Here is a 12571-nt window from a genome sequence, read left to right on the forward strand (position 1 = left end):
TAACTTTTGGGAAATATAAAATGTGCCCCGACAAGACATCAAAATCTTGCCGAGGCGCAGAATAACCGATTTTTAATTTGCGTAGCGCGTGTAATAGGTAAGGTCGCCTTCCATGCCGAAAAGCTCGCTGCGGGTGATCTGCCGACCCCAAGAGATCTGGCAGTTTTCATAATCTACATTCACTTCCGTCACGGTAATGGTATCGGTATCCCAGTCGATATCCGTCACGATCATCGAGTGCTCATACCAACCCATGCGGATGTGATCGCCGATGCGCAGCTCGTCAAAGTCATAAAACTCCGTAATCGGTGCATCGTAGCCGAACAGCAGGTCACTGATGAGGGAAGCGTAGCCGAGGCATTGCGTTTCGTCTTCGTACTGCGGGAAAAAATCATCCATCAGACCGTTATAAATGTTGCAGTTTCCATAACCATAAACGGAATGGTTGCACGGCGTGTCTGTAACGCACATGGCAATTTCGTCTGCCGTCATTTCGCTTGTGTCCACACCGACATGGTTCCAGTACATGCCGTTTGGAAAATAATCTTCAAGCAGCTCAAGCCGTGTCTGCACGCCTTGCTCCGCAAGATTGCCGCTTGAAACAAATAGTGGCACAGAGCTGTATGCATCTACAAGCTCTGCGGTGTCTTCTACTTCGCCAGCCGGCAAAATGCGCTCTTTCGCGGCATAGGAAGACGCGGCATTCATTTCCGAAGCTTCTTCTTCGGCTTCCTCAACTTCATCGTTGCCCGCGTCGTAGACGTACATTTCCACCTGCTCGTCAGCTGCGCCAATCGCTGCAGTGTATGTGAGGGATTCTTCCACGCTTTCCACTGGATTCCCTTGCAGGAACAGCAGACCAAACGCGGCGGCGGATATCGTCACGGCTGCCACCGGCAAGACGATTGGTAGGGAAGAGAGAAGATGTTCACGTCGGTTTTTCGGTTCTCTAAAGTGATTTTGCGGCATAAATACGCTCCTCAGAACAGCATCCGGCAGCAGAAGCTTGCTGCCCAAAATTACTCTATTATATAGAATACTATGCATTTGTGACGTACGTATGACGAAAATCAACAAAATTCCTGTATTTTGATAAAAAAGTGCCCGCAGCGGAAAAACTGCGGGCACCAAACGTATCTGTTAGTCTTCGATTGCGGCTTTGCGACTCAAAACGCCGTGGAAGAACGCGGGATCAAACTTCGGCTTTCTCTGATAGGTGTAAAGGCCGTTCTGTTCCTGCTCCACGTCGGTCAGCTGCGTGTAGCAAAGACCGAACATTTCACTGTTATCAAGCAATGCGTCTGTAAGGCCCTTAAAGCGCGTGAGGAATTCTTCTTCGGTCTTCGGACCGGTGCCGTAGCCCCAACCGCTCTCGTCCTGACTCCACTGAATGCCGCCGTATTCGCTGACGAACGTCGCTTCGCCCTTGTAGGTCTGGCGGTGCGCGTGGTTGTCAAACAGTGTTCCCTCGGTCATTAGCTTGTCATAGTGCTCCTTAAAGATCTCCGGGTTCTGCTCGTAATCATGCACGCAGAAAATATCAGTTGCCACATGATAGTTGCCGCTCGTATCAATACACGGACGGGTAGGATCAAGCGCTTTCGTTGCTCTGTAGACGATGTCGAGTGCGTCGTCAAACTGTTTCCTGCCGTCAGTATCCCATGTCTCGTTGTACGGACACCAGCCGACAATAGCCGGGTGGTTAAAATCGCGGCGGATCTCTTCCGTCCACTCCGGTAAAATGCCGTAAACGGAATCGGCATAGGAGGAATCGAGACCCCAGTTCGGGAATTCGCCCCAAACGATATAGCCTAAGCGGTCCGCGTGGTAGAGGAAGCGCTCTTCAAAAATCTTCTCATGCAGTCTGGCACCGTTGAAACCGACGGCAAGGGAGAGCTTAATGTCGTTTTCAAGCGCTTCGTCGCTCGGCGCAGTGTAGATGCCATCCGGATAGAAGCCTTGGTCGAGCACCAGACGCTGGAAAACAGAGCGGCCGTTGATGCGGAACTTGTGGCCGTCCAGGCGCACTTCGCGCAGACCGAAATAACTCGTGACGTTATCTTCACCGAAAGCGAATGCAACGTCATACAGATTGCCGCAGCCGACATCCCACAGATGCTTTTCGCTCAGCTTTATCGTGAATGTATGCGTGCCGCAGGCGTTTTCTGCTGTGTAGCTGCCCATTTCTTTGCCTTCAAACGAAGCCGTTGCTGTGAGGTTTGCCGTACCGACCAGCTCTGCGGTCACCGTCACCGTGCCTGCAGTGATGTTCGGATAATACTGCACGCGGGAAATATAAGCCTTCGGGGTGAACTCCAGCCATACGGTCTGCCAAATGCCCGTGGTGCGCGTGTAGAAGCAGCCGTATGAGTTATATTGCTCGCTCTGCTTGCCGCTCGGGATGAGGCGGTCGCGCGTATTATCTTCGGCGTAGACGGCAATTTCATTTTCGCCCGCTTTTAAAAGTGCGGTCACGTCAAACTCAAACGAAACATAGCCGCCCTTGTGTGTGCCGGCAAGCTTGCCGTTCACAAAAACTTTTGCGCAATAATCCACAGCGCCGAAATGCAGCACGGCGCGGCCCTTCAGCTGTTTTTCTGTGACCGTTACAGTGCGCTTATACCACACACCGTACATGAAATCCGTGTGCTGCACACCGGAAAGTTCGCTTTCCGGGCAGAACGGCACGGTGATCTCCCCGCTGAGCGCTGTGCCGACCTTCTGTAAGCCGCGCGCCTCACCGCTGCGGCCGTTATCGATCTCAAACGCCCATGTGCCGTTCAGGTTCATCCAGTTTTCGCGCACAAACTGCGGGCGCGGATATTCTTTCCTCGGTATATTACTCATTTTTCGTACATCCTTTCCTCGAAAAGACGGCAAATCCCAATTTCTGCCGCGCTTTTTGATTACGGTTTCATTGTACGCGATCTCTTTGTAAAATACAATGTCGTATCATGTGCGGAAATTGACTTATTCTATTGCGACACATAGAATTTTTGAGTATAATTAAAGCAAAGGGGGCGTCAAAATGGAGATTACAGATATTCGCCACGATTGGCCGGAAAAAGCCGGGTTTACACTTGTGCGCCCAACAGGCATTGAAATCTACACGTTTTTGCACTTTATGAACAGCGTGGAGATTGAAATTAACAGGGAAAAGGTCACAGTAAGACCCGGCGCGTGTATTTTCTATGCGCCGGATGAACCACAGTGGTTTCACTCAGACAGTAACCTCACGCACAACTGGGCGCATTTTGCACCTGGCTTTCGCGTGCAGCTTTTGCGCTATCGTATTCCAGAAAACACACTGCTTTATCCACGTGCGGCAGAGTTTATCTCCGGCCTTTTCCGAAAAACGGAAGCTGCATTTTTCTCTAATGAACCGTTTCGGGAGGACTTGTTGGAAGCATACACCACAGAATTTCTTGTGCGTTTCTCCCGCGCCATAGCGGAAGAAAACTACTCACCTGCGGTCAGCCGTGCAGATAGGGAAAAGATGCAGAACCTGCGTCACACGGTGCTTTCTGATCCGGAAAAGCACTGGACTGTGCCGCAAATGGCATCGCTTGCGTCTGTCAGCGCTTCGCACCTGCATGCGTTATACCGCGCGGTTTTTGGTACATCGCCCATGCGCGACCTGATTGAAGCGCGTATTCGTTATGCACAGTCTTTATTGCTCTCCGGCAGTGACTTGCCCATCACGGAAGTTGCCGAGCACAGCGGATATGCAGACCCATACCATTTCATCCGCCAGTTTAAACGCATCACCGGCGAAACACCGGCCGCGTACCGCCGTGCAAGACGATAAAGCGGTAAAAGAAAAAGCCTTATTCCGCCCCCAAAAGGGAAGAATAAAGCTTTTGTTTTTCTTTAAAATTTGCTTGTCTGTTGTTAACAAAACAGAATAATTCCATAAAGAAACAGCGCCAATCTGTAATTTGACGCTGTTTTCGACTATATTCAGTTCAGCACAAAGAACTGCTCATACCAAAGGATAAACGTATAGAACGACCAGATCTTCTGCATGTTCAGCGCCTTGCCGCTCTTGTGGTCGTCGAGCAGCTTCATCAGCTCGCTTGTCACGAAGAATTTCTCCGCAATATCGCTCTGGAACGCCGCCTTGACCTTGTTGTAGTACTTATCCTCACGCAGCCAATCGTTCAGCGGAACAGGGAAGCCGAGCTTCTTTTTGTTCGCGGTACGCTCCGGCAGCTGCTTGATAGCCGCGCCGCGCAGGGCGATCTTCGTCGTTTCGTTTGCTGCACGGTAGCGGGAAGGAATGCGTGTGGAAAGCTCCAGCATCTTTTTATCGAGGAACGGTACGCGCAGCTCAAGGGAGTTTGCCATACTCATGCGGTCGGCTTTCAGTAGGATGTCGTAAATCATCCACGTGTGCATGTCCACATACTGAAGCTGGGTCGGCTCGTCGAGATTCGATACTTCGTCGAAATAGCGCTTGCTGTATTCCTCCGGAACCTTGCTCGCGATGGGACGCTTCAAGAATTTTTGGCGCTCTGCGCTCTGGAAAACGTAGTTTGCGCGCATAAAGCGCTGATACGGCTCCATGGCGCCGCGCACGAGGAAGTTTTTGCCCTTGAAGTTCGGGCAGTGCTTTGCGACCGTGCCGAGGACTTTACGCACCGGACGCGGTACCTTATGCGAATAGTGGTCAAAGTGTCCGCCTGCAAGATACATCGGGTAGCCGCCGAACAGCTCGTCCGCACCTTCACCGGAAAGCACGACCTTCACATAGCGGCGGGCATTTTTGGCGAGGAAGTAGAGCGGGATCTCCGAGGGGTTCGGCAGCGGCTCGTCCATGTAATACTGAATCTCCGGTACCGCGTCGAAGAACTCATCTGCGGAAACCTTATTCGCGATGTTCGGTACGCCGATGACATTGGAGAAGTCCTGCGCATACGGCAGCTCGCTGTATTTTTCCTCCTCGTAGCCGACGGAGAATGTCTTGACCTTCTTCGTACCCTTGGAGATTTCTTTCACAACATAGCTGGAATCCACGCCGGAGGAGAGGAAGCAGCCGACCTCAACATCGGCAATCTGGTGCATGGAGACGGACTCCGTGAACTCCTTTGTGATGGCGTCCTCCCAGTATTCAAGCGATTTGTCGTCTTCAATCTTGTATTCGATCTTATAGTAACGCTCCACTTTCAGTTCGCCATTTTTGTAGGTGAAGCAGTGTGCGCCGGGCAGCTTGAAGACATTTTTAAAAATTGTGCGCTCGTCCGGACTGTACTCGTAGGAAAGGTACAACGGGATCATATCCTCGTCGAGCTCTTTTTCAAAATTCGGGTGAGAGAGAAAGCTTTTGATCTCGCTGCCGAACATGAATTCCTTGCCCTTTTTGTAGTAATAGAACGGCTTGATGCCGAAAATATCGCGTGCACCAAAGAGCTCTTTTGTGTTCTTGTTCCAGATGATGAAAGCAAACATGCCGCGCAGACGGTCAAGGATTTTTTTGCCGTATTCCTCGTATCCGTGCAGAATCGTTTCGCTGTCTGTCTTTGTGGTGAAGACGTGTCCGGCCTTGATAAGCTCTTCGCGAAGCTCCTGATAGTTGTAAATTTCGCCGTTAAAGAGCAGCACGAGCGAGCCGTCTTCGTTTAAAATCGGCTGTCTGCCGCCCTCGAGGTCGATGATGGAAAGGCGGCGGAAACCGAGGGCAATGCCGTCGTCAATGTAATAATGGGCATCATCCGGGCCGCGGTGCTTGATGCGGTCGGCCATTTTATGGATGACTTCTTCTTTATCGAACGTTCCGTAGTTGTGAATATAACCGGCAAAGCCGCACATACAAAACGCCTCCTTATGCTTTTATTGTTGGATCAGGGAAGAATATTTCGGCTTAAGTTTTTTGCCGCACGCTAAAATGCACGCGCGTGCCAACACTTCCAGCGCGTCGAGATAACCGGGCCCAAGCTCGTTATCGCGCTTGATGATGGAGATCTCCGTGCAGCCTAAAATAATAGCGTCGCAGCCGTCCGCGCGCAAAGCGTCGGAAACGGCGCGGAATTTTACCATGTCCGCCGGTTCACCTGCTTTTACGCAGTCGTAAATGAGCGACATTACGTTCTGCTGCATTTCGTCGTTCGGCAAAACGTAGGAAAGACCCGCATCGGTCAGCGCGGTTTGAAATAAGCCCATGTGCACCGTACCGGTTGTCGCCATAATGCCGGGCTTTTTGCAGCCGGCTTCTTTTAGATATGCTGCCGTTTCGCGCACCATGTGGATAAACGGAATGTGTACGCTGCTTTGCAGTTCATCGTGAAAGCTGTGTGCCGTCACGCACGGGGTAGCGAGTGCGCACACACCCAGCGCCTCCAATTTCTGTGCGATGTCGATCATCGGCGGCACAGGGGAGGGCTTTGTATGGTCTAAAATGTATGCGGTCCGATCCGGCACACTCGGGCGATTGAATATGATCGCGTCAAGATGCTCCTGATCGGTGCGAGCATCGGTCATGTCGGTGATAAGCTCTAATAAATACGCCGTCGCCATGGGGCCGAGTCCGCCGATAACGCCTAAACTGTTCATCAGTCACGCAGTCCTTTGTTGTTAAAATAACGCTTGTACTTTTCAAAGTAGTTGTGCTGGTTGCGGCGGAACATCAGCCAGCGCATCAGGCTGCGGTCTTTCTTGTAATAATACGAGTTAACCACTTTACCTTCGTCGATGAGCTTTTTCGCTTCCGCTTTCACGGCGGTGTCCGGACAATAGTCAAAGATGATCTTCGTCGGGATGATTGTGTACAGCACTTTATTTGTGGCAATGGTAAGATCCATGGGCTTGTTGTAGATGACGTCGTCCGCAAGCCATTTTGCAATGTTGTAGCCCGCAGCCGTTACGAAATAGCTGCTGCGGCCCTGTCGCAGGTTCATCTCGAAGAGCTTATATTTGCCGTCACGCTCGTCGTACTTCATATCGAAGTTTGCAAAGCCCACGTAACCGATGCCCTCAAGAAAGTTTTTCATCGTCTCGTTCAGCTTTTCGTCGTAGCCGTTGATGATGGCCGCATAGCTGCCGATGCCCTCCGGGGAATGCTCCTCAAGCACGGCATTGCCGAGTGCAATGAGCTTTACTTTTTTATCCTTGCCGCAGTAGCAGTTCATCACGCGCATTTTAGAATCGTCACCCGGGATGAATTCCTGCAAAATGAGGTGATCTTTGTAAGAGGAACCGTAGATGGCGTCCAAAATCGCATCAAATTCCTCGCGGGTGTTTGCAACGAAAACCTTCTTTTTGTGCGGGAATTTGCAGTTCCAATATGCCACGCTGTTCGAGGGCTTGATGATGACCGGGAAGTCGAAAGGCAGCTCAAGATTCTTGTGGTTCTCATACGTGCAGGTTGTTGTCTTCGGGAACGAGAAGCCATGCTCCTCGCAGACCTGATAAAAGCTTTCCTTGATGGAAAGGCGCATTAAAAGCTCTTCGCTGATGCACTCGAATTCATAAATGCCGCGCAGCTTCGTCTGGTTGCGCACAAGCATTTTGATGTAGTTGTCGCCGCAGGGGACGAGCAGTAATCTCTGACCGGAGAAGTTCTTTGCAAATTCCGTCAGCGTGCGAACAAACACGTCGTCTTCTTCAAGGCGCGGTTCTACCTTTAAAACTTCCACAATGTGGCTGTGCGTGCAGGCGGGGAGGATGCCCTTGCCGACCGCTACGCTTTTGTACCCGTAAGCCTCGTGGAAAGAACGCGCCATGCCGTATACGTTGATGTCACTGCCGAGCAGAACCGGCAGAAAATCTTGTTTTTTCAATGCTTCTGTATTCATGATCTTCATTTTCCTTCCAAATACTTACGCGGTCTTTGCGTCTGTGTGCTCCGCATAGCCGTTGAGAATATCATCGTTAAAGAACTGGTCGTACCACACGAGGAACGTGTAGACCGTCCAAACGCGGCGGCTGTTGTCCGCCTTGCCGTTTTTGTGGTCGTCCAGCAGCTTTACGAGCATGTCGGTGTTGAAGTATTTCTGTGCCACTTCGCCCGTGAACTTCTCCTTTACGATGTTGTAGTACTTGTCTTCCTTGAGCCACACACGTGTCGGCACGGGGAAGCCGAGCTTCTTTTTGCCGGCCCACTTTTCGGGCATGCGGCGCAAAGCGGCCTTGCGCATCGCAAACTTCGTGTTCTCGTCGTTTACACGGTACTTGAGCGGGATGCGCTCCGCAAGCTCCATAATCTTCTTGTCGAGGAACGGCACGCGCACCTCAAGGGAGTTTGCCATGCTCATTTTATCCGCTTTCAGAAGAATATCGCCGACCATCCAGGCGTTAAGGTCAACGAACTGCATTTTCGTTACCGGGTCTTTGTCCTTTACGCGATCATAGAACGGCTTTACGACTTCTGCCGGGGACGGTGCATCGGTCTTAATTTTAAGGAGCTTCTTGCGTTCTTCCTCAGTGAACATGTACGCGTTGCCGATGAAGCGATCTTCGAGCTTTTTGCCGCGGCGGATAAGGAAGTTGATACCGGATTTCTTCGGCAGGTGCGAAGCGATTTTGCCGATAAAGCGACGGATGGGGAACGGGATCTTATCATAAGCCGGTACGGCGAGCGGTTCTTTATAAATGTTGTAGCCGCCGAAAATTTCATCGGCGCCCTCGCCGGACATCACGACCTTCAAATATTTGGAAGCCGTGTTGCACACGAAATAGAGTGCCACGGCGGACGGGTCGGCAAGCGGCTCGTCCATGTGGTACTGAATCTTGCCGAAGTTGCCCCAGAACTCTTCCGGGGTAATCGTCTTGCTGTAATTCTTCACCGGAATCAGCTCGGAAAGCTCCTTTGCGTAGCTGATCTCGTTGTATTTTTCGCCGTTGTCAAAGCCGACCGTAAACGTCTTGTCCACATCGGCAGAGCAGGCCACATAGCTGGAATCCACGCCGGAGGAAAGGAAAGAGCCGACTTCAACGTCCGCAATCTTGTGTGCGTTCACGGAGTCGTCAAAGGTCTTTTCAATCTCGTCTACCCAATATTCAAGCGGCTTGTCTTCTTCCGCGTTGAATTCCGGGATCCAGTAGCGCTGTATATCCATTTTGCCGTCTTTGTAGAAGAAATAATGTGCAGGCGGCAGCTTGTAAACGTTCTTGAAGAACGTCTCGTAGCCCGGAGAATACTGGAAAGAAAGGTAGCCCTCCAGTGCGCGTTCATTCAGCTCGCGCTTAAAGTGCGGGTGTTCCACAAAGCTCTTGATTTCGCTGCCGAACATCAACGTGCCCTGCATCTTTGCATAGTAAAACGGCTTAATGCCAAAGTAATCGCGCGCGCCGAACAGCGTTTTCGTATTCTTGTCCCAAATGATGAACGCGAACATGCCGCGCAGCTTATTGAGCAGGTCGGTGCCGTATTCTTCAAAGCCGTGCAGCAGCACTTCGCTGTCCGTTTTCGTTGTGAATACATGGCCTGCCTTTAAAAGGTCTTCGCGGAGAGACTGATAGTTATAAATCTCGCCGTTAAACATGAGAACCTTGCTTTTATCTTCATTCAAAATCGGCTGTCTGCCGCCCTCGAGGTCAATGATGGAAAGTCTGCGGAAACCGAGCGAGATCTCGCCGTCCATATAATAGTCGGCGTCGTCCGGGCCGCGGTGACGGATGCGGTCTGCCATAGCGTGCAGCACGGGCTCCATAAGCTGTGTTTCGCCGCCGTCAATATAACCTACAAAACCACACATACAGTTTGCCTCCTTTTTGCGGTTGGTTTACTTAGTTTTCCTTGTGTTCGTTTTCGGTATTCTCAATCAATGCAAAAAGCGAGGGCGCCCAATCGGGATATTCCGCCGAGAGCATCTCGCCGGAAAGCTGTGGCAGGTCGTCTTTTTTAACGGCCTCGTCGTCCGACACTTTTTCGCCGAGCAGCATCACGCGGCTTTTGGCACGCGCCAGCTGCATACGGCCGTCGGTCAGCGCCTCACTCAGTCCGTCCTTCGTCTCAAAAAGAGCCGAGGGATTTTTCGGGTTCGCCGTATACAGCATGCGGAACGCGTTATACACAGCGCCGCTCAAATACAGCGTGATCTCTTTTGTTAAAGATTTGCTATTGATTTTTTTCAGAATACCAAATACAATATGTAAGGAGTTCGATATTATTTTTCGGCTCACGTTGGGGAGACCATCGTGCGTGTCTTCCTCCTCCGTTTCCGGCACATGCAGCTTTTCGCCCTGCCGGTGCGGTGTTTTGCCCAGCAGATAATCACAGGAGACCCCGTAATAATCCGCCGTGCGCACAATGAAGTCCAAACCGCATTCACGTATGCCTTTTTCGTAATGAGAGAGCAGCGCCTGCGAGATGCCAAGGTCTGCGGCAGCCTTTTTCTGGCTGATACCCTGTTCCTTGCGCAGCAGTGTCAGAATGCGCGGAAAATCACTGTTCACAAAAGTTTCACCACCTGAGTCAAAAAATAACACACTGTAAATTATAAACGAAATTATCCGAGAAGTAAACAGATAAACGAACCTTTTTTGCGGGTTTTCCCGCGAATTTTTGGTGAAAGGGACGCAACGGCAGCGTTTTACCGTCCCGGAAAGGAAAAACGCATGAAATCTTACACCATTCATTTAATCCGCCACGGTATATGTGAGGGCAATTTGGAGGGTCGTTACATCGGCCGCACACAGTCTCCGCTTGCGCAGGAGGGCATTCAGGCACTTTTGGAGCTGAAACGTAAGGGCATTTACCCCGAAGCAAAAAAGTACTACGCCAGCCCGTGTGTGCGCTGTGTCGATACGCTGAAGGTCTTATATCCCACTGCCGACCCGGAAGTTATTTTAGAGCTTGCCGAGTGCGACTTCGGCGATTGGGAAAATAAAAAAGCCGAAGAATTGAAAAACGACCCGAAGTTCGTCGCCTGGATGAACGGTGGCCAGCACGAGGCCCCGCCGAACGGCGAAAGCAGCATCGTATTTATGCAGCGTGTCTGTGCGGGCTTTGAGATGCTCGTTAAAAACATGATGATGACGGGAGATGAGAGTGCCGTGCTCGTCACACACGGCGGCGTCATCATGACGATCTTAGCGGCTTACGGCTTGCCGCGCGCCAAAATGACCGACTGGATGTGCGAAAACGGCCACGGCTACTCCATGCGTATCGACCCCATGCTTTGGGGGCACGGCATGGCGGCAGAAGTCTACCAAATGCTGCCTATCATCGAACAGGGCGAAAAGCGCGAATACAGCGTCATCGATATTGCAAGAGAAGCCGCCGACCGCGCTTACGGCCAGAAAGAAGACGGCAAAACGGAATAGTTTTCCGTAACCCGGACAGAATATGAAGACAGACCGCCGAATGCGTGAAATACGCCGCGGCGGTCTGTTTCTATGTACGGATGATTTTCTTCTTTCTGAGCAGCTGTTTTGCTGTCGGTTTTTCGATAAGATAGGTGAAAAACGCCGCCAAAAGGAGCGCACACGCCCAAAACAGCACCGTGTACTTCACCTGCCAAGCAAAGTGCCACGGCTCGCCGCCTGCGGATTGCGGCCACGCGGCAGCGCCCTCCGGGGCATCCGGGTAATACGGAATGCGCCACGCTTTCAGCTTTAAAAGCACCGTGCTGTGCCAGATATAGAAATTATAGGAGACCGCCGACAAAAAAGCAGCTATGCGGTTTGAAAACAGCCATTGCACGCCTTTCGGTGCAGCATCCAAAAGCAAAATGAAAACGCAGATCATCGCAGAAAACAGAAAGCGGTAATCCACCTGCCAGCGCTGGATGATTGCCGCACGGCTCAGCCCGTCATTTAACATACACACAATGGCAGCACCGTTGAACAGAAGCAGCATCAGCGCCGCAAGCGGCAGAACGCGGTTTTGTTTCCATTCGCGCTCGCGCCATATCCGTAGGCGGCAGAAGAAGAGCGCACACAGCATACCGTTTCCATATACACCCAAAAACGCCGGGAACTGGTTGATGCGCAGGCTTTCTGCGTTGCCTTGCGGCAGATGTGCAAAAAGCACGATATACACCTGCGCCAAAACGGAAAGCACCGCCCAGCACACAAGCGGAAAGCGACGGAACACGCGCGCGAGCAAAGGGAAGACGAGATAAAACTGCATTTCCACGCCGAGTGTCCACAGTGCTGTCGGAAATTTTGTGCCGATGTAGCTTTCCGGCCAAAACGTCTGCGTAAACGTCAGGTGCGCAAAAATATCCTGCAAGTATTGCTTGATATTCGCGTAATCCGAAGGCCGCACCCAGAAAATGAGGTAGAGAAGCAAGCACAAATAATACGATGGCAAAATGCGCGCCGCACGCTTTTTAAAGAATGTGCGCAGGTTATCCGGCTCCGGCGCAAGCGGGTCGGTCATTTGCCGCGCATAGGGCAAAAAGAGGCAGAATCCCGAAATCAGCAGCATCACGTCTACAAACATGTAGCCCGTGCGCGGCACCCAGTTTAAGCTGAAATTCCGCACGCCCATAAACTGCAGCAAATTGCTTGGAAACAGATTTTGCAGCCAGGATTGCTGCCACGAATGAAACCCGGCAACGATCAAAATGGAATACGCGCGTATGCCGTTTAATATGCCAATGTAGTCGCTTCTTTGCTTCATAGATTT

General features: G+C 51.4%; 10 protein-coding genes. 2 read left to right on the forward strand and 8 right to left on the reverse strand.

Annotation, left to right across the window (positions count from 1 at the left end):
* Positions 1-72: 72 nt before the first annotated feature.
* Both ACLTX1_RS04360 and ACLTX1_RS04365 read right to left on the reverse strand, forming a co-directional pair.
* Entirely contained in the window at positions 73-969 is an 897-nt protein-coding gene (locus ACLTX1_RS04360; protein ID WP_343284445.1) for a hypothetical protein, read from the reverse strand.
* A 171-nt stretch (positions 970-1140) separates the two neighbouring features.
* Positions 1141-2847, reverse strand: coding sequence for a glycoside hydrolase family 2 protein (locus ACLTX1_RS04365; RefSeq protein WP_308448444.1), 1707 nt, complete (start codon positions 2845-2847; stop codon positions 1141-1143).
* A gap of 181 nt (positions 2848-3028) precedes the next feature.
* Here ACLTX1_RS04365 and ACLTX1_RS04370 point away from each other — a divergent pair, with 181 nt between their 5' ends.
* Positions 3029-3808 carry an AraC family transcriptional regulator gene (locus ACLTX1_RS04370; RefSeq protein ID WP_308448443.1) on the forward strand — a complete coding sequence of 260 codons (780 nt, stop codon included), beginning with the start codon at positions 3029-3031 and terminating at the stop codon, positions 3806-3808.
* A 152-nt stretch (positions 3809-3960) separates the two neighbouring features.
* On the opposite strand, the gene asnB (ACLTX1_RS04375) is transcribed toward ACLTX1_RS04370, so the two are convergent.
* Genes asnB (ACLTX1_RS04375) through ACLTX1_RS04395 form a run of 5 tightly spaced genes read right to left on the reverse strand, consistent with a single transcriptional unit; the run spans position 3961 to position 10392 of the window.
* Positions 3961-5808: an asparagine synthase (glutamine-hydrolyzing) gene (asnB, locus tag ACLTX1_RS04375; RefSeq protein WP_308448442.1), complete on the reverse strand. Its 1848-nt coding sequence runs from the start codon at positions 5806-5808 to the stop codon at positions 3961-3963.
* Between the two features lie 21 nt (positions 5809-5829).
* Positions 5830-6549 carry an aspartate/glutamate racemase family protein gene (locus ACLTX1_RS04380; protein ID WP_308448441.1) on the reverse strand — a complete coding sequence of 240 codons (720 nt, stop codon included), beginning with the start codon at positions 6547-6549 and terminating at the stop codon, positions 5830-5832.
* Positions 6549-7790 carry an ATP-grasp domain-containing protein gene (locus tag ACLTX1_RS04385; protein WP_176820246.1) on the reverse strand — a complete coding sequence of 414 codons (1242 nt, stop codon included), beginning with the start codon at positions 7788-7790 and terminating at the stop codon, positions 6549-6551. Before ACLTX1_RS04385 ends, ACLTX1_RS04380 begins: the two co-directional genes overlap by 1 nt.
* A 24-nt stretch (positions 7791-7814) precedes the next feature.
* Complete coding sequence (gene asnB, locus ACLTX1_RS04390) at positions 7815-9692, reverse strand: asparagine synthase (glutamine-hydrolyzing) (RefSeq protein ID WP_308448440.1); 1878 nt, start codon at positions 9690-9692, stop codon at positions 7815-7817.
* A 31-nt stretch (positions 9693-9723) separates the two neighbouring features.
* Complete coding sequence (locus ACLTX1_RS04395) at positions 9724-10392, reverse strand: helix-turn-helix domain-containing protein (RefSeq protein WP_176820244.1); 669 nt, start codon at positions 10390-10392, stop codon at positions 9724-9726.
* 162 nt (positions 10393-10554) lie between these two features.
* Here ACLTX1_RS04395 and ACLTX1_RS04400 point away from each other — a divergent pair, with 162 nt between their 5' ends.
* Positions 10555-11262, forward strand: coding sequence for a histidine phosphatase family protein (locus ACLTX1_RS04400; protein WP_308448439.1), 708 nt, complete (start codon positions 10555-10557; stop codon positions 11260-11262).
* A 70-nt stretch (positions 11263-11332) separates the two neighbouring features.
* Here ACLTX1_RS04400 and ACLTX1_RS04405 read toward each other — a convergent pair whose 3' ends face one another.
* The gene (locus tag ACLTX1_RS04405) at positions 11333-12565 is read right to left on the reverse strand and encodes an acyltransferase (protein ID WP_308448438.1); all 1233 of its coding nucleotides are present in this window, start codon (positions 12563-12565) and stop codon (positions 11333-11335) included.
* Positions 12566-12571: the final 6 nt, after the last annotated feature.

It is taken from the genome of Hominenteromicrobium sp. (assembly GCF_046974225.1).
In the GTDB taxonomy this organism is placed as follows: Bacteria; Bacillota; Clostridia; order Oscillospirales; family Acutalibacteraceae; genus Hominenteromicrobium; species Hominenteromicrobium mulieris.